This window comes from Pseudarthrobacter sp. O4 (assembly GCF_050157025.1).
Classification (GTDB): Bacteria; Actinomycetota; Actinomycetes; order Actinomycetales; family Micrococcaceae; genus Arthrobacter.
This window is the reverse complement of sequence record NZ_CP189591.1, coordinates 3,355,012-3,375,315: the sequence shown is the minus strand read 5'-3', so window position 1 is coordinate 3,375,315 and position 20,304 is coordinate 3,355,012. Positions and strand designations below refer to the sequence as shown.

Below are 20,304 nucleotides of genomic sequence, written 5' to 3'. Positions count from 1 at the left end.
TGATTCCGGTATCCGCCGTCTTGCTTAATCCTCAAAACGGAGCCTGCGCCTGATGGGCCCGGTCCACCCCTGCTCCGTGGCTGAACAACGCGGCGTGGCTGTTCAGCGGCTGATCAACGCGGCGATCTCGGCCGCAGGGACGGGCCGGCTGAAATAGTAGCCTTGGCCGCTGGCGCAGCCCAGCCTCACGAGCTCGGCCGCCTGCTCGGCCGTCTCGATTCCCTCGGCAATTGCCTTGAGCCCGCAGGCGTGGATGAGGTGCAGTACCGCCGCGACGAAGTTGCTCTGCTCTTCGTCTGAGCCCAGCCCGTCGATCAGGCTCTTGTCGATCTTGACCACGTTGACCGGCAGCTTCCGCAGGTAGCTGATGGACGAATAGCCGGTGCCGAAGTCGTCGATTTCGAGCTGCACGCCGAGTCGGCGCAGCCCGCTCAGGGAGTATTTGTCCACGTCCCCGCCATTGATGGCCATTGATTCGGTCAGCTCCACGATGAGGTTTGCGGCATCCACCCCGGTTTCACGGAGGATGTCGCGCACGTGTTCGATCAGGTCCAGGTTCTGCAGCTCGGTTGTCGAGATGTTGACCCGGACATTGAAGCTCGGGTCAACGTCCAGTTCCCGCTGCCAGTCGCGCAGCTGGCGCACGGCGTTCCGCAGGACCCAATGGCCCAGATCCACGATCATGCCGGTCTCTTCGGCCAGCGGAATGAACTGGTCCGGCATGAGCAGTCCCCGCTCCGGATGGTTCCACCGCACCAGCGCCTCGACGCCTTCGAACTTGCCGGTCGCGAGTGCCACCACCGGCTGGTAGTGCAAGACAAGTTGGTCCTGGCGGATCGCTTCACGCATTTCCGTGACCATCACGCTCTGGAGCCGGCGGGCATACAACAAGGCGGGTTCGAACACCTTGATGCTGCTGTGCGGCTGGGCCTTGGCCGCGTACATGGCGGTATCGGCTTCCATGACCAGATCGTCGACCGACTGCCCCGGCTCGGCAATCCGCAGTCCGATGCTCGTGCCGCAGGTGATCCGCAGGTCCCCGATTTCCAGGCTCTCGCTGAGCGCCTTCAGGATCCTGTTGGCCACGCGTCGGGCCCGGACGAGGTTGGACTTGGGCAGCATGACGGCGAACTCGTCGCCGCCGAGGCGTGCCACAGTGTCAGTCTCGCGGACTGCTTCCTGGAGCCGCCGGGCGATCACGCGGAGGACGTCGTCCCCGGCGCTGTGTCCCAGCGTGTCGTTGATGCCCTTGAACGAATCCAGGTCGAGGATCAGCAGCGCCGGCGGCATTTCACCCCGCGACGTCTCGGCGAGGGCATGGCTCAGCCCCGAGTTAAGCGCCGTCCTGTTGGCAAGCTGGGTCAGCGGGTCCGTCAACGCCATGCGCTCAAGCTCAACCTGCGCATCGCGCAGCATTGCCGTGCGGCTTTCCACCCGCTCCTCAAGCTCCTGGTAGATCGTCTGCAGGTCATCAGCCATCAGGTTGATCCCCGCGATGACGGCCGCGACGTCGTCCCGGGCACCCGAGTGGGGGATCCTGGTGGTCAGGTCACCACCGGCAATCCGGACGATACCCTCCACAAGGGCGTGCAGCCTGGGGTCCGGAGGATCAGTCTTCACTCGCGTATAGCCCTAACCACTCGACGGCCTCGGCCTCTGAGGTGAAGAACTGCGCCGGAATCGTCTCTGTCTTTGAGCGGAGCAGATAGTGGGCAATGACGCGGTCGACGGGGCTTTCGCCGACCAGGGCGAAGGCCGATGCCGCGATGGAGGATGCGTACACATGCCGCGCCTCGACGCTGACCCCGACCACACCGGTGATGACAAGCAGGACCGGCATGCGACGGCCGATGGCCAGTGCACGGACCGCCGCTCCGGCAACACGCGCTTCGGCCCCCGCGATCTCCTCGTTGGGCGGCAGCGTGACTTGGATGATCCCGCCGTCGAGCAGACGAACACCGATCGGGGCCGCCGCGCCGGCGGCCACATCCGCAGCAAGTCCGGCGGCCACATCCGGAGCAAGCCCCCCGACCGCAGCAGAGGCAAGGCCCGCGACCACCGCAGAGGCAAGTCCGGCGACCACGCCAGTGGCGAGTTCCGGTACCTCAGCAGGGGCAGGAGCCGGGGCCCCCGTGGTCTCCTCGGGGAGCTGGTCATCGGGCGCGGCGAGCGCTTCAACCGTCATCGGACTGCAGCCCCCTGCGTCGGTTCCGGAAGGCAGTCGCAGCATCAAGGCGCGGCGAGACTAGCTGATCAAACATTCGTCCCCAAAGACTACAAAGTCGGCATTTCGGCGTGCGCTAGAGACAGCTCGCGCACGAGGCACCGGAATTCCGGTGAGTGCCCTTATGATAATGCAAGCTCGGGCCGTTGTGAGACATACGACACCCCGTGGTCGCCTGATCTTCATCCGGCCCGGCCAGCAGGGCTCCTTCTTGCCCTGAGCCCGTTCCGGATGCGCTGGGCAACGACCAACCCCACGGCGGCCATGCCGATGGTGATGGGGTAGCCCATCAGCCGCTCCAGGGTTCCCGGTTCCGGGACCGCCATCCCGGTCACACCAGCGGTGACGAGCGCGCCGAGGGATACCGCACCACAGGCGAGGATGAACCAGCCCAGCGCCGTCTGCCGGATCCACAGCCAGCCCAGGATGAGCAGGGCCAACGCTCCGGCCGCGAAGTAGATCACCGCCCCGGCCCCGTGCCAGCCGGACCCTGCGTCCTCGGGCACCAGACCCACAATGACAGTTCCGGTGCCCGCCGTGAAACTGAGCAGCCGTGCGGCAAGTGCGGCAAGTGCGGCGAGAGCGGCGCGCGACAGCGGCCGCTGGCCCGGGCGCCGCGGGATCCGGGCCCCGGGCCGCGCCGCGGTGCACAGAAGGGCGGAGCTCAGCAGCAGGGCGCCGACCACCATGCCGAGGCCCTGGACCACGAACGAGGCGTTCATCAGCAGGTGCGCCGGGGAGCACACGTCCCGGCCGTCAAACACCCCGCAGCCCAGGGCACCGAGATCGCTGATGTAGCCGGTCCGGCGGCTGTACGGATCCCGCCCCGCCCACACTCCGATAACGGCCGCCTCGGCCACGAAATACTGCAGCACGCTGAGCTTGGCGAGGGCGCCGACGTAAAACCTGGTGGACGCCACGTCCGGAATGTAGAGGACGTCCTCGGGGACCGCGGGGGCTGGGGCTGTCATGCCAAGAGCGTAGTACGCCCCTCACCTTGTATGCTTATATCCGTGTCCGCACGGGCCGGCCTTGCAGCCGTCCGCCGCGGATGCCCGCCCTCGTAGCTCAGTGGATAGAGCACGGCTCTCCTAAAGCCGGTGTCGTTGGTTCGATTCCAATCGAGGGCACTTGAACCTGCCAGCACCGGGCACCGCTCCGGAATTCGATCTCCGCGGCTACCTGCTGGGCAGCTGGAACGTGGCCCGGACCCTGCTGGACCGGGCCACCGGCACCCGTGGGACCTTCACCGGCGTCGTCCGCTTCACTCCCCTGACCCGTCCGGACGGTCAGGACGAGGACGGCGGCCTCCGCTTCCGCGAAGAAGGCACCATTGCCTGGCCGTCCTTCAGCGGGGAACCTTTCACCGGACCGGCGAGCCGGGAGTATCTGCTCCGGCCCACCGAGGCCCGCGCCACGATGGACATGTTCTTTCCCGACGGCCGCCCCTTCCACCGGATGGGGTTCGGCACGGCCAGCAGCCACGCCCAGCACTGGTGCGACCCGGACACTTACCAGGTGGGCTACACCCTGATCGGGCCGGACGATTTCCGCTACCGCTGGAATGTCACCGGACCGGCCAAAGACCAGCTGATCGAATCCGTACTGCACCGCATCACAGGAACCCCGGCGTGAATCCCCTTATTGTTGTTTCCGCCGTCTGCGTCTTCGACGGCGCCGGACGACTCCTGACGGTCCGGAAGCGGGGCACGGACAAGTTCATGCATCCCGGCGGCAAGCCCGAGGCCGGCGAAAACGCCGCCCAGACGGCATCCCGCGAGCTGGAGGAAGAGGTGGGGATCGTGCTCGCGCCGGAAAAGCTGAAGCTGCTGGGAATCTGGCTCGCGGACGCCGCCAACGAGGCCGCCACACAGATCGAAGCCACCGTCTTCACCGCGCCCGGGGTGTGGAGCGCTCATCCCTCCGCCGAGATCGCCGAAATCCGTTGGCTGGATCTGGCCGTCGAGCTGCCGGACGATCTCGCGCCCCTGATCACCGACCACGTGCTGCCCGCCCTCGAGGCCAGCCGGCCCTAGGCTCCGGACCAGCGTTCCGCCCCACGGCGTTCCGCACCGGCGTTCCGGACCAGCGTTCCGGCCCCGCAGCACGCCTAGTGCTCCGGCACGGCCTCTCCGGCAACAGCCGTCGCCTCGGCAAACTGGGTCCGGTACAGCTCCGCATAGCGGCCCTCGGCGGCAAGCAGTTCGGGGTGGGTTCCCCGCTCCACAATGGAGCCGTCCTCCACCACCAGGATGACGTCGGCCGCGCGGATGGTGGAGAGCCGGTGGGCGATCACGACGGCGGTGCGTCCCTCCAACGCGGCGCCGAGCGCTTCCTGCACCGCGGCTTCGTTGGTGGAGTCCAGGGCGGCCGTGGCCTCGTCCAGGATCACCACCCGCGGCTGCGCGATCAGCAGGCGCGCAATGGTCAGGCGCTGCCGTTCGCCGCCGGAGAGCCGGTAGCCGCGCTCCCCCACCACGGTGTCCAGGCCATCGGGCAGGGACCGGATCATGTATTCGAGGCGGGCGCGGCGCAGCACATCCCACATCTGCGCCTCGGTGGCCTCCGGGCGCGCCAGGCGCAGGTTGGAGGCGATGCTTTCGTGGAACAGGTGCCCGTCCTGCGTCACCATGCCGAGCGTTTCCCGCATCGAATCGAACGTGAGATCGCGGACGTCCACGCCCGAGCCGGGTTCCGTGCCGCCGAAACGCACGGCGCCGGAATCGACGTCGTACAGCCGCGAGAGCAGCTGCGCGATGGTGGACTTGCCGGCCCCCGAGGAGCCCACGAGGGCCACGGTCTGGCCGGGCTCCACCCGGAAGCTGATGCCGTGCAGGACCTCTTCGCCGCCGCGGGTGTCCAGCGTGGACACGTCCTCCAGCGAGGCCAGCGAGACCTTGTCAGCGGAAGGGTAGGCGAAGCGGACGTCGTCGAACTCGACCGAGAGCGGGCCGGGCGGCGAGGACACCGCGTCCGGCTTCTGCTGGATGAGCGGCTTGAGGTCCAGGATCTCAAACACCCGCTCGAAGCTGACCAGGGCGCTCATGATCTCCACCCGGGCGTTGGAGAGCGCCGTGAGCGGCGCGTAGAGGCGGGTGAGCAGCAGTGCCAGCACGACGACGTCGCCGGCCGCCAGCTGCCCGGCGAGCGCCAGCCAGCCGCCCAGGCCATACACGAGCGCGAGGGCCAGTGCGGAGACGAGCGTCAGCGCGGTGACAAAGGTGAACTGCAGCATGGCGGTTCGCACGCCGATGTCCCGGACCCGGCCGGCCCGGAGGGCGAACTCGCGGGATTCCTCGTCCGGACGGCCGAAGAGCTTGACCAGGGTGGCGCCCGGGGCGGAGAACCGCTCCGTCATCTGGGTGCCCATGGCTGCGTTGTTGTCCGCGGCTTCGCGGCGCAGGTCGGCCAGCTTGGACCCCATCCGGCGGGCCGGAATCAGGAAGATCGGCAGCAGGATCATGGCCAGCACGGTCACCAGCCAGGACTTGCCCAGCATCACCACGAGGGTCAGCGCGAGGGCCACGACGTTGCTGACGACGCCGGACAGTGTGCCGGCGAAGGCCGACTGCGCGCCGATCACGTCGTTGTTCAGCCGGCTGACCAGCGCCCCGGTGCGGGTGCGGGTGAAGAAGGCGATCGGCATCTTCTGCACGTGGTCGAACACCCTGGTGCGCAGGTCCACGATGACGCCCTCACCGATGATCGAGGACAACCAGCGCGTGATCAGGCCGATCCCGGCTTCCGCGACGGCAACGATGGCGATCAGCACGGCCAGACGGACCACGACGTCGGTGCCCGCTCCGGCGATGATCGCATCCACCACCTGGCCGGCGAGGACCGGGGTGGCGACGGCCAGCACAGCCATCACGATCGACAGCAGCACGAAGGCGATCAGCTTTCCCCGGTGCGGGCGGGCAAAGCTGAACACCCGCTTGAGGGTTTCCTTGGAGAACGGCTTGGAGCCGCTCGAGGCGCGTGTGATGTTGTAGAGGGAGCTCCAGGCCACCCGGTCCATACTCATGTGTTGTTGCCTTTCGGGGCGGTATCTCGTCGGCCGTGTGCTGCCGGGGAGGTATGGCCCAGCAGCTCGGTGACGACGCCGTTGTCCACGTTCCAGCGCGCGTCAAGGCGCACGTTTTCCAGCAGCCGGCGGTCGTGGCTGACCAGGAGCAGCGCGCCGTCGTAGCTTTCGAGGGCTTCCTCGAGCTGTTCGATGGCGGGCAGGTCCAGATGGTTGGTGGGTTCGTCGAGGACCAGCAGGTTCACACCGCGCGCCTGCAGCAGCGCGAGGGCGGCCCGGGTGCGTTCCCCCGGCGAGAGCGAGTCGACCGGGCGGGTGGTGTGGTCGGCCTTGAGCCCGAATTTTGCCAGTAGGGTGCGGACTTCGGCCGGGGTGTGGCCCGTCAGCACGGCTTCGACAGCGTCTCCGAGCAACAGCCCGCCGGCGAGCAGCCCGCGGGCCTGGTCGATCTCGCCGACGGCAACGGAGGCGCCCATGGAGGCCTCCCCGGAATCGGGCCGCTGAACGCCCAGCAGGAGGCGTAGCAGCGTGGACTTGCCGGCACCGTTGGGCCCCGTGATGCCGATCCGTTCACCGGCGTTCAGCTGCAGGTTCACCGGTCCCAGGGTGAAGTCCCCCTGCTGGACGACGGCGTCACGGAGCGTCGACACGACGGCGCTGGACCGCGGGGCCTGGCCGATGCTGAATTGCAGCTGCCATTCCTTGCGGGGTTCTTCCACCTCGTCGAGCCGTGCGATGCGGGATTCCATCTGCCTGACCTTCTGGCCCTGCTTCTCGGAGGATTCGGTGCTGGCGGCTCGCCGGATCTTGTCATTGTCCGGGTTCTTCTTCATGGCGTTCCGGACGCCCTGGGAGCTCCACTCGCGTTGGGTCCGGGCCCGTGAGACGAGGTCCGCCTTGGTGTTGGCGTACTCCTCGAAGCGTTCCCGGGCGTGCCGGCGGGCGACGGCGCGCTCTTCCAGGAAAGCCTCATAGCCGCCGTCGTAGACGGCCACGGAGTTCTGCGCCAGATCCAGCTCAACGATGGTGGTCACGCACCGTGCAAGGAACTCGCGGTCGTGGGAGACCAGCACCACTCCGCCGCGCAGGCCCTGCACGAAGGCCTCGAGCTTGGCCAGGCCGTTGAGGTCCAGGTCATTGGTGGGTTCGTCCAGGAGCACGATGTCGAATCGGCTCAGCAGCAGGGCCGCCAGGGCCACCCGGGCAGCCTGGCCGCCGGAGAGGCCGGTCATCCCGGCGTCGGGCCCCACGTCGAGGCCAAGGTCCGCCAGGACGGCCGGGATGCGGTCCTCCAGGTCGGCGGCGCCGGACGCCATCCAGCGGTCGAAGGCCAGGGAGTAGGCGTCGTTGGAGCCGGGGGCGCCGGAACCCAGGGCCTCGGCGGTGGACTCCATCTCGAGCGTGGCCTGGGCGCAGCCGGTGCGGCGCGCGATGTACCCGCCGACCGTTTCGCCGGCCAGGCGTTCGTGTTCCTGCGGCAGCCAGCCCACAAAGGCGTCCGCCGGGGCCAGGCTGACAGTGCCCTCCTGCGGAGCGTCGACGCCGGCAAGCAACCGGAGCAGGGTCGATTTGCCCGCGCCGTTGGCGCCCACGACGCCGACGACGTCGCCCGGCGCGACAGTAAGGGAGAGTTTGGCGAAGAGGGTGCGGTGGTCGTGACCACCGGAAAGGTCCTTGGCAACAAGGGTTGCAGTCATTAGTCCATCCTCTCACCGCGGCCCAAAACGGGCGCCCGAACGCGCAGTAGCAACGGCAGCCCAACACAGCTCCGGGCGGTGCGGATATCCGCCGGGCATGAAAGAACCCGCCGGTCCGGACTTGGGGGGTGTACGGACCAGCGGGTTCGACCATTTAGCATAGTTGAATCAGCTCCTCCCGTAAAATCCGCACCCGAAGTTCCACAGCGCAGCCGCACGCCCATTGCCGCCCGTCCGCCCGAGCCTGCAGGAAGCCGTAGATGCCACTACCAGCCAAGGCGTTTCAACTCTGGCTTCATGGTGTCGCCCCGACGGCAAGCACGGCCGATATCTGCAGGATCTCCGGCATCAAGCGCACCACCCTGGCCCAGCAGCTGGTGCGCGGGAAAGTGGCGGAAAACACCCTGGTGAGCATCAGCCGCGCGTTGCGGCTGAGCCCCTTGACGGCCTTGGCGTCCTTCGACCACTACGCCGAACTTGCCGGCAACCCGCAGCCGCCGACCCCCGCCGAACTCGTCAGCCAGATTGCCACGATGGACCTGCTGCGCGCAGTCATAGACCGCTCTTCCCCCGCGGACGGCGGCGCCGGGGCCGGGCCGAGGGCGGGCCGGCCCGCCCTCAGCCCGGCCCCGCACGCGACGTCGGTCCGGAACTGGGTGGACTCGATCGACGACGGCGAGCTGCGGCACCGGGTGTCGGCCGCCACCGGCGTCGCGCCCCAAAACTACTCCGCACAGTTGACCGCCAACAGGTTGTCTCCGGAGCTCGCGGTCGCCACCGCGCGCGCGGCTGGCGTAGGATTCACGGGCGGACTCGTGGCCACCGGCTTGATCACCGAGGAAGAGGCCGGCTGGCCGCCGGACGCGAAGCAGTCGGCCCTGGATGCGCTCCCGGACGGTGAGCTCACCGCCCTGGCCGGCGAACGGTTGCAAACGCTCGGAAAGACCCTCCGTCGCCAGGAGCAGGAACAGGCACAAACAGAAAAGATTTGGGAGAACCTCGGATGATCGCGATCCTGCAATGGACCACCCTGGCGGTCTGCGGCATCGTAGCGCTCGCCCGCATCCCCAGCGCGCTCCGGGGTGAGAACCGTTCGCTTTTCTTCATCTACGCGTTTATGACGGTGGCTATCCTGCTGAGTATGGATGCCCCGTATCTCGCCGTGGATCAGGTTCTGGGCGGTACGAACCTGGCAAATCTGATGCTCCGCTTCATCATTTTCGGCGCTATCTTTGCTCTCGGGCTCAGGGTCGCCCGGGGGTTCGGCGCCGACGATGCCCTGCGGCTCATCACCGGCCCCGTCGGGATCGTGGTGCTGGGAGCAGCCTCCGTGGTGGTGGTGGCGGTTTTCCTGATGATGGATACGGCCGGCTCGTCCGCCGGACTGGTCGATGTTTTCGCCAAGGATGCGCGCCATGCCGCCCTCGTGGAGTACTACGGCGCCGCCGGCCGCCTGTACCCCGCGTATGTGACACTGGCCCTGCTGCCGGCCATGGTGCGTACCGCGGCCAGCAGACTTCCCGTCCTCGTACGGCTGAGCGCGGCTTTGCTCGCCGTGGGATCGGTTGCCATCACCTTGAGCCTGCTGTCCCCGGCGATTCCCCCTTCGCTGGGGTTCTTGCGTTTCGTTTTCAGCTACACCGCTATTCTTTGCCTGGTTCTGGGCCTTGCCCTGATCTGGCTGGGGAAGACAGTGGCGAAGCGGCCGCCGAAGACGCAAACTGGCTTCAACTGACGGTTACCGTGAGCTGGGCGGGCGAGCGAATTGGAAGAGTCGGGGATGATGGCAGTCCTTGAATGGGGCACGCTGGTGGTGTGCTGCACCGTGCTTCTCCTCCGCGTTCCTGATGCCGTGAAGGGACGGAACAGAACCGTATTCGGAATCCTGCTCCTGGCGACGCTGTGCAGCGTACTCGCCGTCTCCGGTCCCTACGAGGCGATCGACGGCGTGCTCGGGGGCTGGAACCTCACCCATCTCATCCTGCGGTACCTCGTTTTCGCCACCGTCCTGCTGGCCGGCCTGCGGATTACGCGGGGGCTCGCCGCGACCAGGGGCTACCGGCTGATTGCCGGGAGAACGGGACGCTGGGCCCTGGGCATCAGCTGCGTGGCCGTAGCGGCGCTCTTCCTCCTCATGGACACGCGAGGGTCCTCTGCTGGCCTGGAGGCCCTCTCGGGCAGCGGCGGGCGGAACGCGGTCCTTGCTCCCTTCTATGCCGCCGCCGGCCGCAGCTACCCGGCTTTCGTCTCACTAGTCCTCATGGCACCCCTGCTGTCTGCAGTCAGGAGCCAGCTGCCGCGACTCGTGCGGGCAGCCGCGCTCGTGACGCTGCTCGGGGCCCTCGCCGTGGTGGTGAGCATTCCAGCGTCCTTCGCCCCTCCGGACTGGGCCCTCGGGCAGCATGTGGTCAATTACTCAGCGGTCTTGGGCTACGTACTGGGCCTCGCCCTGTTCTGGTTCTCCGGGCTGATCGCCAGCAAATCTGGTAACGCTAATGCAACATTAGGAAAGAACAGCGATTAGACATTCACAAAATCATTAGACCGTGAGAGAATCATGAATGTGTGAAAGCGGCATTCGCTTCGTGTACGGGAATCAGCCGTGCGAAGCCGAGGCAGTCGTCCAAGCACCATTGGGGGGATGAGTGGTAGCGGTCCATCGGACCGCTACCACTCAGCCTGTTTAGCGCGACTTTCCGCCCCTAAAAACCCAGCTACCCCGGGCGTCAGCGCACAAACCTCAAGGTCACCAGCTGGAAGGGCCGGAGCACCAGTTCCGCCGAATCGCGCCCCGGCGTCACTCCAGGCGCCGCCACCGGACGTTCCAGCAGATCCACAGTGTGGACGCTGGCGACGTCGAAGTTGGCCGTCACCATCCCGGTGGATCGTTCCCCCAGGGACTCGTACAGCCGCACAATCACGTCGCCCGAACCGTCCTCGGCGAGCTTCACGGCCTCGATGACGAGGCCCTGGTTGAACACGGTGAACAGGGGTTCCACCCCGTGGGCACCCTTGACGATCCGGGGTGCGAGGTTGGTGCGGTAGCCCTCCTCGACCGCGTCGGCAATGCTGGCGCCCGGCCGGATCGTCACGTTGAGTTCGTGCTGGCCGCGGTCTGCGCCCGGGTCGGGGAACCTCGGTGCCCGCAGCAGCGAGAGACGCACTGTGGTGGTGGTCCCGCCGTCGTCCCGGATAGTCCGGGTGACGTCGTGGCCGTAGCTGGAGGCGTTGGAGACCGCGACGCCGTAGCCGGGCTCGGCGACGTGGATCCAGCGGTGCGCACAGATCTCGAACTTGGCTGCTTCCCAGGAGGTATTGACGTGGGTGGGGCGGAAGACGTGCCCGAACTGGGTCTCCGAGGCGGAGCGGTCCGCCCGGACGTCGAGGGCAAACCCGAGCTTGAGCAGCTTCTCGCTCTCCTGCCAGTCCACGGCCGTGGCAATAGATAGCGAGTCGGAGCCCGCCTCGAGCGAGATCCGCTGGGTCACAGCTGAGGAGCGGGCGAGCCGTTCCACCACGACGACGGCGTCCGGGCTTTCCCCTCGGGGGTCGCGCTCCAGCGTCACCGAGCGCGCCTCGGTCAGGGCCACGACGTTTCGGCGATAGAACGCATCGATGTCCCAGGCGTCCCATTCGTTGGGGGTGTCCCGGTGCAATTCCAGGAGGTTTCCAAACTGACCGGGCGCAATGGCCTCGCGCCCGCTGGCGTAGTCCATCAGGGATGCCAGCAGACCGTCGGCATTGACGACCGCCCGGATGATCCCGTTGTCCAGGATGTAGCCGCCCTTGGCCTCGGTGACAGATACGGGCTGCTCGGCGCGGACCGGCTCGGCGACGGCCAGGGCGGGAACACCCTGGCGCTCATGCGGTGCCGCGTTGAGCAGGAAGTCCCGATCGCCCGTGCCGAGCAGCACCCGGGCGGCGTCCGTGATGATCGCTTCGAGTGCCTTTCCGACGGCGGCATAGTTCCGTTCAGCGTCCTGATGGACCCAGGCAATCGAGCTGCCCGGAAGGATGTCGTGGAACTGTTGCAGCAGGACCAGGCGCCACAGGCGTTTCAGTTCCGCCGCCGGGTAGCTGTAGCCGGCGCGCACCGCCGCGGTGGCGCACCAGAGCTCCGCTTCCCGCAGCAGGTGCTCGCTGCGACGGTTGCCCAGTTTGGTGTTGGCCTGGCTCGTGTAGGTCCCGCGATGGAGTTCCAGATACATTTCCCCCACCCAGACCGGAAGAGGCTCGTACTCGGCCTGCGCCCGGGTGAAGAAGCTGGCCGCCGAGCCGATCAGCACCTTGGGGGATCCCTCCAGGTCTGCCGTGCGGCGCGCCGCCGCCAGCATTTCGCGTGTGGGTCCGCCGCCGCCGTCGCCATAGCCGAACGGGACCAGGGACACGGTGCCGCGGCCATGGTCGCGGTAGTTCCGCTCCGCGTGGGCGAGCTCGCGTCCGCTCAGCTCGGAGCTGTAGCTGTCCACGGGCGGGAAGTGGGTGAACAGCCTGGTGCCGTCGATTCCCTCCCAGCTGAAGGTGTGGTGGGGCATCCGGTTGACCTGGTTCCAGGAGATCTTCTGGGTCAGGAACCACTTGCTGCCGGCGGCCTTGACGATCTGCGGCATGGCCGCGGAGTAGCCGAAGGTGTCCGGCAGCCACGCTTCCCGGCACTCCACGCCGAACTCGTCCAGGAAGAAGCTCTTGCCTTCCAGGAACTGGCGGGCCATGGCCTCGCCGCCGGGCATGTTCGTGTCCGACTCGACCCACATGCCGCCTACCGGCACGAACTGGCCGGACTTGACCTTTTCCCGGATGCGCCCGAACAGCTCCGGATAGTATTCCTTGATCCAGGCAAGCTGCTGGGCCGACGAGCAGCAAAATACAAACTCAGGATTCTCATCCATGAGCGCGACCACATTGGAGAACGTCCGGGCGCACTTGCGGATAGTTTCCCGGATGGGCCACAGCCAGGCGGAGTCGATGTGTGCGTGGCCGGTGGCCAGCAACTGGTGGGCGGAGGCGTAGGCCGGACGGGCCAGGACCCCGGCGAGGGCGGCCCGGCCGGCAACTGCGGTTCCCGGGACATCGTCGGGATCCATCACATCCAGCATGCGTTCGAGTGCCCGCAGGATTTCGTGGCGGCGGGGAAGTTCCAGGGGCAACTCGTGCATCAGCCCGCTAAGCGTCCAGATGTCCTGTTGCAGCTCCCAGACAGCCTGGTTGAGCTCGGCGATGACGATTCGCCCCAGCCGGTATCCCGGCTCATTGCCCGAGGTCGCCTTGTCGCCGTAGGGGGTGGGGGCGAAGGTCCATCCCTGCGAAAGGTCGGGGTTCGCCGCGGCCTCGACATAGAAATCGACGGACATTCCGCTGCCGAGCAGCTTGAGCGGGATGTACTGGTTCCGCGGGGAAATGGCCTTGATGATGGTGCCGTCGGGCCGCCAGGCGATGCCTTCGCACTGGAAGCCCGGAAGGCCGCCGCTGAAACCCAGATCCACCACGATTTCCACGGCCGTGTCCGCCCGGGTGCCCCAGGAGGTCGGCACGTCGCCCTGTAGCCGCAGCCAGGTGGTGCTCCAGGGCCGGCCCCAGGGCGCCCCATGTTCCTGCGGGGCGAAGTCCTGCCGGAGGGCCTCCATGACCGGCACCGGCTCGCCGGGAACCTCCCAGCTGCTCAGCGCCAGCGGGATACTGCGCGAGTAGATCGCGGGGATGATGCGTTCGCGCAGAAAGCGGTCCAGCCGGACTTCCGTGAGACGGCGGTCGTCGTGCAATGTGATCCTCTTAGCGCTGGTGTGGCTGAAGCCCGATCGTATCCAATCGATAGATAAAACTTACGTTGCGCGGCGGCAATCAGCCAAGGGCGCCGCTCAGGGCGCGGGCGCCGCTCAGGCCAAGGGCGCCGCTCAGGCCGAGGGCGCGGGGGTGGAGACCCGTCCGTGGCCCGCGTACACGTTGATGGTGGTGCCGCGGCTGAACCCGGCGAGGGTCATTCCGCTGGCTTCCGCGAGCTCGACAGCCAGGCTCGATGGTGCGCTGACGGCCGTGAGCACGGGGATGCCGGCCAGCGAGGCCTTCTGGACCAGCTCGAACGAAGCCCGTCCGGAGACCTGCAGCACGGTACCGCTCAAGGGCAGCAGGCCCTCCCGGAGCGCCCAGCCGACAACCTTGTCCACCGCGTTGTGGCGTCCCACATCCTCCCGGAGGCACAGCAGCTCGGCGGAGCCGTCGTCGGCAATCCGGAACAGCCCCGCCGCATGCACGCCACCGGTGACATCGAAGACGGCCTGGGCTTCCCGCAGCAGATCGGGCAGGGACGCCAGGACGCCCACCGGAACGGTGAGCGGGTCCGCGGCGGGGCTGAAATGCGAGGACTTGTGGACGGCCTCGATGGAATCCGTACCGCAGATTCCGCAGGAACTGGAGGTGTAGAAATTCCGTCCGGTGTCGGGACGCACGACGTCGGGCCTCAGTTGCGCCTCCACGACGTTGAAGGTCTGGACCCCGTTTTCATCTTCTCCGGCGCAGAACCGCAGGGACACCAGTTGTTCAGGGCTCCAGATGACGCCCTCGGAGACGAGGAAGCCCGCCACAAGGTCGAAGTCGTTTCCGGGCGTCCGCATGGTGACGGAGTAGGAGAGCTCCCCGATCCGGATCTCCAGCGGTTCCTCCACGGCGAGAATGTCCTCGCGGTGCCGGACCGGGAACTCGAGAGCCTGCGGCGAGCCGTCCAGGACAAATTTGTGTACTTTGCGGCGCTGCGTCACGCGACCCATCAAAAACTCCTTAGAAACATGCATCCATCATCGCAAGCACCGGGCCGGGCGGCCAGCGCGGGCCTCAAGGGTCCGCCCGAAGCACGGGCCACACAATATAAGGGGCCGCAGGCGCGGACCCCCGAACACGCCTCCCTCAGGGCGGGACCTCGCCGGTCTCAGCCAAGCAGGGCGCTCCAGTCAACCGGACCGTCCGTGCCGGCGGGCTTCCGGGCGGGACGCTTGGGTGAGGACTTGGCTTTCGCCCCGGCGGCTTCCGGTTCCGGGATGGGGGCGCCCCAGGGGAGGGCGAAGGCGGAGACCAGCTCCCCCAACTGGACGCCGTGTGGCGGCACCACCAGCACGCCATCGGCGGCAGCCAGCCCGCGCATCATTCCTGGTCCCGCGTGTTGTGCCGGCGACGCCATGCCGTACAGCAACCGGAAAGGCATCAGCCGCGTCCGGCCAGGATCGGGTTCGATCGTCGAGCCGCACGGCACCTCGACGACGGGTGGCATCGTTCCGTGCCCCAGGGCCGCCAGGAGCGGTGCGGCCAGGGTGGAAAGTGCCATCATGGCCGCGAGCGGGTTCCCCGGCAGGCCAATGATGAAGCGGCCGTCGGGCAGTTCGGCCAGCACGGCGGGATGGCCGGGCCGCATCGCGACGCCGTCGATCAGCAGCCGGCCGCCGAGCTCGGCGACGGAACGCCGGAGATGGTCGGTGCCTGAGCGGCCGGTACCCCCGGTGGTGATGACGACGTCGGCGGGCTGGATCTCAAACCCGGCGTCCCCTGCGGGCCCGGAGTCCGGAACGGCAGGGTCATTGTCTTCCAGGGCGGCCAGCCATTCGGCGTAGCTGTCCCCGATCTTCACCTGGCCGCTGCAGATCCCGCCGAGCAGCTCCACCACACCTGCCAATTGCGGGCCGAAGGTGTCGCGGACCTCCCCCGGTTGAGGGATACCCGACGAGACGACCTCGGAGCCGGTGAGCACGAGCCTGACCACCGGCTTGCCCAGAACAGGAACGGTGTCGTGCCCGGCCAGGGCGGCCAGGGCCAGGTGGGCCGGGTTAATTACGGTGCCGGCCTTGATCAACAGCTCTCCGGCGGCGGCTTCCTCCGCGGCCTTGCGGACGTGTTCACCGTTTCTCGGCTCGCCGGGCCTGGCAGCGCCGCTGGTGGTCAGGGCCGGCAGCCCGTCCTCGTCCGGGGAAATGATGCCGCTCTCGCTGCGGAGCACCGCTTTGGCTCCAGCCGGGATCAGGCCGCCGGTAACGATCGGGCTCGCCTGGTGCGGGGCCAGCCGCTGGCCGGGTTCCGCCAGAATCCACGGCCCGCTGCCGTTGACAGCCCAGCCGTCCATGGCGGAAGAGGCGTAGTGCGGAATATCCTGCAGCGCTTTGATGTCCTCCGCGAGGATACGCCGCAAGGCATTCCTGAGAGTCACCCGCGCGGCAGGTATGGGTGTGGCGCAGTCAAACGCGAGTTGCCTGGCCTCCTGCCAGGTGTGTGCCGCGTGCCGGTGCGGTTCCGGCGAGGCGCTCCCGGCGCGCTCTTCACCGCCCGCTGGGGCCTGGATACCGCCGGGCGCGGAGTCGTCCCCGGCAGCAGCACTGCCATGAGGAGGCGCAGGCGTCATGCCCCGGAGGCTTCGGTGGCCGCGTGGTCGGTGGCGAGCTTCCGGGCCACGCCGATGGCCGCCTGCATCGAGACTGCGTCCGTCGCCTGGCCGGAACCGGAGGCCAGCCCGGCGGCAAAGCCCGCGATGAAAGTAGTCAGCGGGGCGGCAGGACGCACCACCGAATGTGCGGCCACCCCGGCGAGGGCAAGGACTTCGTTGACGTCAATCTCAACATCCTCCAGCTCGAGGGCCTGGAGCAGGGCACGGCACCAATCTTCCAGAGTTTCATCCTGGCTCTTCACCGTTTGCCTCCAAAGTCGGGTTCAGTCGCGGAGCTCCGGACTCGTCCGGTCCATGGTCCGGACTCCGGCCGGATACCCCAAGTGCGGCGGCATCGTCCCAGGTGTCCACGTCATCCGTGGAACCGGAGGGCACGAGAATTCCCCGCACATCAAGACTAGCAAGAAGGGAGAACACCGAGGCGTCCGCCAGCCCGCCCCGCTGTGCGGCTTCCGCGACGGAGTGTTGTAGCGCGGCCGTGCCATAAAAGCCGGCGAGCGGTTGCTGGCGCCCGTCCGCGGAGACTGCCATGACGGCGTCGGCCTCCGGCCCGGCATCCAGGGCCTCGCGCAGCGCCGTGACAGCGGCATCCACCCGGGGCATGTCGCAGGCCAGCACGAGGGTCAGCGGAGGCGCACGGACGGTCCGGCCATCCCCCGAATGGTGGGCCGCCAGGGCGGCGAGTCCGGCGGCGATGGCGGCGGCCGGCCCAGCAAAAGGCGGCTCTTCCCGGCAGTTCAGCACCCCCGCAGGAAGCGATCCCGGGTCCGGTCCGACGACGACGATCACCCCGGCCCCCTGCGCGGCCTGCAGCGCGCGTTCGAGGAGGGTCCGGCCGCCGAGCACCAGGGCGGACTTGGTCGAGCCGCCCAACCGTGAGGACCGCCCTCCGGCGAGTATGACAGCATCGAATTCCACAGGGTCGAATTCCACAGCATCGAATTCCATTGGCCCAGCCTAGCGCGGTGCCACGCGGCCCCGGCCCGGGCCCGGGCCGCAACAGGGCCCGGCAGAAAGGTCAAGCAAACGAATCAGGCCGCGGATTCCGGCAGCAGGAACGGATCCCAGGCCGGCGCCGGCTTTTCCAGTTCCTTAATCTGCCAGGTGGTGCCCTTCGGCGGCCCCGGGACAAAGCCGAGCCTCCAGCCCATCTCGGCGGGGGTGTGGTCACCCTTGGCGTTGTTGCACCGCAGGCAGGCAGCCACGAGGTTTTCCCAGGAATCGGCACCGCCCCTGGACTTGGGCTGGATGTGATCAATGGTGTGGGCCGCTTTGCCGCAGTAAGCGCAGCGCTGTCCGTCCCGGCGAAGCACACCCCGGCGGCTGACCGCCGTCACGGTGTTGTACCGGGGCCGGATGTAGCGGTGGAGCAGGATCACCGACGGCCGGCCCAGGATGTCCTGGGGACCAACGACGGGATCGTCGCCTTCGGCCACCACACTGGCCTTTCCGGTAAGCACGAGAACGAGCGCCCGGCGGAAGGTGACTACCGCGAGCGGTTCATATCCAGCATTCAGAACGAGAGTGCGCATCCGCATACCTCTTCACGGCCGCACCCGCCAGGGGCACGAGGGCCGGCTGCCCTCTGCATGGTCGGGCTATGGATCGACACCACAAGAGTAAACACCCCAAGGCCGGATCACCGAATTTTTCTCCCGCAAAGGTGTGCGTGTCTGCCGGAGATGGCCGGGCAGACAGGTGAGGACCCCCGCCACAGGGGCGGGGGTCCTCTTCCTGTTGAAGACTTTCAGGCTGTTTTCAGCCAGAGGCGATTAAGCGCCGACGCGGATGAAGACCGGTCCGGAGCCGACGTTGACGCTGTTCAGTGCGGTGGTTCCGCCGTTCCAGCCGCCGTGGACAGCCATGCCGTTGCCGACGTAGACAGCGATGTGGGCCATGCCCACGCCACCGTTCTGGTAGTACGCCAGGTCGCCCGGACGAGCTTCGGCGGCGCCCACTGTGCGGCCCAGGGACAGGTAACCTGCCGGCCAGCCGTGGTAGTTGACGCCCGCCGCAGCCAGGGCGTTCGTGACCAGTGCGGTGCAGTCCTGCGCAACTCCGAGCTGGGCGTAGGCGGCGGCAGCGATGGAAGCACCGGCGCCGCTGGCAACGGAGAGTCCCTGCGTCGAGGCCGAGGCGCCGGCGGTCCCGGCCTGGGAGTCCTGGACGTTGACGACGGGCTTTGCGGCCTCGACGACGGGAGCAGGTGAGGTGGAAACGGCCGGCTTCTCGTAGGAGATTGCAATGGTGGATGCCGCCGAGATCGTTGCCGGGGTGCCCGACTGGACTTCGAGGGCCGAAGCGGAGGTGGATTCGCGCTGAACGTTGGTCTCGGCAGCGTTGGCTGCGATTCCGCTGGTCAGGACAAGCCCGGAAGCGGCAGCGACGACTGCGGCCTGGCGGCCCATGGTGCCGGCGTTGTCGCCGACGGCCTTGGCAATGACAGCAAGCGAGCTGGTCTTGGTGACCTCGGCGCGGTGCCGTGCAGTATTTGCACGAGTAGTCATTAAGTTCTCTCTTTCGTGATCCTTGGACCGCACTTTTCAGGCGCGGACAGAGGACGCTCCGGCATCTTGGGGGTACGCCGGATCGCCCCGAATGGGTTACTTAGCGAAGGGTGTACTGCGAAGACGCGCCAAAAGCGGGAACTGCTTGCAGGTGCTTGGCCTGCGGGCCGGACTCAGCAGAGATTGAGTCGGCGGGGTGAGATCCATTCCGGGCGCCAGCAAGGGCAGCACGGGACGTGGATTTCAGCGGGCTCGAATGAGCCGCGCAAGCGCGGTGACGCGCAGCATTGTGGCGTGAAGACACGAAAGTAGCCTCTCCCAATGCCTGCGAGGTGAGCTGTCGGATTCGGATGGGAGTCACCCGGCCGCGCTGCTTCCTGGGAAGCTTTGCGACTTAACCCCAAGGTCTTCTTGCGAAGACCAAAATTGGTTCCCCCGCCCCTGCCAGACGATGTAATGCGAACGGACCTTGAGCGGTGGCAGAGCTAGGCAATCCACTCAAGAGCGCCAACTTCGGAGAAGTTGGCGTACTTCATACGGTACAGCAGTTGGGATTCAATGTCACATTCAGATCACGGCGTGTCATAAGAATGCGAGAGTCATCCATCGGCTTTTAGAGCCAGCCAGTGGGGTCCACGACGTCGCCGTTGACCATCACTTCGAAGTGCAGGTGGCACCCGGTGGAGGCGCCGGTTGTCCCGCTCATGGCCACAAGATCGCCGCGTGAGACCGTCTGGCCAACACGGACGCTGGCTGAGGACAGATGGTTGTAGGTGGTCTCCAGACCGTTGCCGTGATCGATCACCACGCGGTTGCCGCCGCCGAAGGGATGCCAGCCGGTGAACGTGACGGTGCCGCTGGCGGCCGCGTGGACCGCCGTTCCGCACTGCGCGGCGTAGTCCTGGCCGCGGTGGAACTCGCCGGAACCGCCGGTGATGGGACTGACGCGGTAGCCGAAGGGCGAGGCGGAAACCATCTGGTCCAGCGGTGCGCCCAGGCTGCCGGAAGAAGCGGCGCGCGTGATGCTGCCCGCGGACTGTGCGCTCAGCAACTGCTTCAGCTTGCCGTCGGGATCGCCCTTGGTGGTCACGGCAGTCCGGCTGAAGTCGATCTTGGCGGCGGAGGCGGCCGTCACATTCGGCTGCGCCGCCGCGGAGACCGAGCCCGACGAGGCGTCGGTAGCCATGACCGGGCCGGTGGCGGGGACGGCGACCGTCAGGACCAGACCCGTAGCAGCCAGGGCAATGCCGGCCTTCTGCCCCACACCACTGGCGGCGGCAAATTCCGTTACCTGGCGGAACGGGCTCCGGCGGCCGCGGCGTTCGTCGCGGTGCGCGTCACGCGGGCGGTCTGCCATAACGGCGACGGCCGGTCGCGGCTCCGGAGCGGGGCCGGTCGCACGACGGCGGCCCCGCGAGGTCTGGGTGGTCAAG

Annotated in this window: 18 protein-coding genes, 1 tRNA gene and 1 riboswitch; of the genes, 6 read left to right on the top strand and 13 right to left on the bottom strand. The window is 67.6% G+C overall.

Annotation, left to right across the window (positions count from 1 at the left end; genetic code table 11):
• Positions 1-102 precede the first annotated feature (102 nt).
• The 3 genes from ACQCSU_RS15755 to ACQCSU_RS15745 all read right to left on the bottom strand — a co-directional run bounded on the left by ACQCSU_RS15755 (position 103) and on the right by ACQCSU_RS15745 (position 3,195).
• Entirely contained in the window at positions 103-1,620 is a 1,518-nt protein-coding gene (locus ACQCSU_RS15755; protein WP_426976204.1) for a putative bifunctional diguanylate cyclase/phosphodiesterase, read from the bottom strand.
• Positions 1,610-2,185 carry a hypothetical protein gene (locus tag ACQCSU_RS15750; protein WP_426976203.1) on the bottom strand — a complete coding sequence of 192 codons (576 nt, stop codon included), beginning with the start codon at positions 2,183-2,185 and terminating at the stop codon, positions 1,610-1,612. The genes ACQCSU_RS15755 and ACQCSU_RS15750 overlap by 11 nt, the downstream gene beginning before the upstream one ends.
• A 221-nt stretch (positions 2,186-2,406) precedes the next feature.
• Positions 2,407-3,195: a hypothetical protein gene (locus tag ACQCSU_RS15745; RefSeq protein WP_426976202.1), complete on the bottom strand. Its 789-nt coding sequence runs from the start codon at positions 3,193-3,195 to the stop codon at positions 2,407-2,409.
• Between the two features lie 86 nt (positions 3,196-3,281).
• Between ACQCSU_RS15745 and ACQCSU_RS15740 the strand changes: the two genes are divergently transcribed.
• From ACQCSU_RS15740 to ACQCSU_RS15730, 3 genes are all read left to right on the top strand, one after another.
• Positions 3,282-3,354 (top strand) — tRNA-Arg (locus ACQCSU_RS15740).
• A gap of 1 nt (position 3,355) precedes the next feature.
• Positions 3,356-3,859: a DUF6314 family protein gene (locus tag ACQCSU_RS15735; RefSeq protein WP_426976201.1), complete on the top strand. Its 504-nt coding sequence runs from the start codon at positions 3,356-3,358 to the stop codon at positions 3,857-3,859.
• Entirely contained in the window at positions 3,856-4,260 is a 405-nt protein-coding gene (locus ACQCSU_RS15730) for an NUDIX hydrolase (RefSeq protein WP_426976200.1), read from the top strand. The genes ACQCSU_RS15735 and ACQCSU_RS15730 overlap by 4 nt, the downstream gene beginning before the upstream one ends.
• 74 nt (positions 4,261-4,334) lie before the next feature.
• Here the strand turns inward: ACQCSU_RS15730 and ACQCSU_RS15725 are convergent, their stop codons facing one another.
• Positions 4,335-6,248 carry an ABC transporter ATP-binding protein gene (locus tag ACQCSU_RS15725; RefSeq protein ID WP_426976199.1) on the bottom strand — a complete coding sequence of 638 codons (1,914 nt, stop codon included), beginning with the start codon at positions 6,246-6,248 and terminating at the stop codon, positions 4,335-4,337.
• Positions 6,245-7,945: an ABC-F family ATP-binding cassette domain-containing protein gene (locus tag ACQCSU_RS15720; protein ID WP_426976198.1), complete on the bottom strand. Its 1,701-nt coding sequence runs from the start codon at positions 7,943-7,945 to the stop codon at positions 6,245-6,247. Before ACQCSU_RS15720 ends, ACQCSU_RS15725 begins: the two co-directional genes overlap by 4 nt.
• Positions 7,946-8,205: 260 nt before the next feature.
• Here ACQCSU_RS15720 and ACQCSU_RS15715 point away from each other — a divergent pair, with 260 nt between their 5' ends.
• From ACQCSU_RS15715 to ACQCSU_RS15705, 3 genes are read left to right on the top strand one after another with little or no spacing between them, the layout of a single operon-like run.
• The gene (locus tag ACQCSU_RS15715) at positions 8,206-8,952 is read left to right on the top strand and encodes a hypothetical protein (protein WP_426976197.1); all 747 of its coding nucleotides are present in this window, start codon (positions 8,206-8,208) and stop codon (positions 8,950-8,952) included.
• Positions 8,949-9,680 carry a hypothetical protein gene (locus tag ACQCSU_RS15710; protein WP_426976196.1) on the top strand — a complete coding sequence of 244 codons (732 nt, stop codon included), beginning with the start codon at positions 8,949-8,951 and terminating at the stop codon, positions 9,678-9,680. The genes ACQCSU_RS15715 and ACQCSU_RS15710 overlap by 4 nt, the downstream gene beginning before the upstream one ends.
• Positions 9,681-9,725: 45 nt before the next feature.
• Positions 9,726-10,469: a hypothetical protein gene (locus ACQCSU_RS15705; RefSeq protein ID WP_426976195.1), complete on the top strand. Its 744-nt coding sequence runs from the start codon at positions 9,726-9,728 to the stop codon at positions 10,467-10,469.
• Positions 10,470-10,671: 202 nt separating this feature from the next.
• Here ACQCSU_RS15705 and ACQCSU_RS15700 read toward each other — a convergent pair whose 3' ends face one another.
• The 8 genes from ACQCSU_RS15700 to ACQCSU_RS15665 all read right to left on the bottom strand — a co-directional run bounded on the left by ACQCSU_RS15700 (position 10,672) and on the right by ACQCSU_RS15665 (position 20,303).
• Entirely contained in the window at positions 10,672-13,704 is a 3,033-nt protein-coding gene (locus ACQCSU_RS15700) for an alpha-mannosidase (RefSeq protein ID WP_426976194.1), read from the bottom strand.
• Positions 13,705-13,836: 132 nt separating this feature from the next.
• Positions 13,837-14,706 (bottom strand): formate dehydrogenase accessory sulfurtransferase FdhD, encoded by an 870-nt coding sequence (gene fdhD, locus ACQCSU_RS15695; protein WP_426976193.1) that lies wholly within the window; start codon positions 14,704-14,706, stop codon positions 13,837-13,839.
• 158 nt (positions 14,707-14,864) lie between these two features.
• Complete coding sequence (locus ACQCSU_RS15690) at positions 14,865-16,322, bottom strand: molybdopterin-binding protein (protein WP_426976192.1); 1,458 nt, start codon at positions 16,320-16,322, stop codon at positions 14,865-14,867.
• Positions 16,319-16,606 carry a DUF6457 domain-containing protein gene (locus ACQCSU_RS15685; RefSeq protein ID WP_426976191.1) on the bottom strand — a complete coding sequence of 96 codons (288 nt, stop codon included), beginning with the start codon at positions 16,604-16,606 and terminating at the stop codon, positions 16,319-16,321. The genes ACQCSU_RS15690 and ACQCSU_RS15685 overlap by 4 nt, the downstream gene beginning before the upstream one ends.
• Positions 16,590-17,312 carry a molybdenum cofactor guanylyltransferase gene (gene mobA / locus ACQCSU_RS15680; protein ID WP_426976190.1) on the bottom strand — a complete coding sequence of 241 codons (723 nt, stop codon included), beginning with the start codon at positions 17,310-17,312 and terminating at the stop codon, positions 16,590-16,592. Before mobA ends, ACQCSU_RS15685 begins: the two co-directional genes overlap by 17 nt.
• An 83-nt stretch (positions 17,313-17,395) precedes the next feature.
• Positions 17,396-17,896, bottom strand: a complete 501-nt coding sequence (locus ACQCSU_RS15675; RefSeq protein ID WP_426976189.1) for an HNH endonuclease — start codon at positions 17,894-17,896, stop codon at positions 17,396-17,398.
• Between the two features lie 240 nt (positions 17,897-18,136).
• Positions 18,137-18,871 carry an NlpC/P60 family protein gene (locus tag ACQCSU_RS15670; RefSeq protein WP_426976188.1) on the bottom strand — a complete coding sequence of 245 codons (735 nt, stop codon included), beginning with the start codon at positions 18,869-18,871 and terminating at the stop codon, positions 18,137-18,139.
• A gap of 308 nt (positions 18,872-19,179) precedes the next feature.
• A riboswitch (cyclic di-AMP (ydaO/yuaA leader) is annotated at positions 19,180-19,349 on the bottom strand.
• 135 nt (positions 19,350-19,484) lie between these two features.
• Positions 19,485-20,303, bottom strand: coding sequence for a M23 family metallopeptidase (locus ACQCSU_RS15665; protein ID WP_426976187.1), 819 nt, complete (start codon positions 20,301-20,303; stop codon positions 19,485-19,487).
• Between the last annotated feature and the right edge of the window lies 1 nt (position 20,304).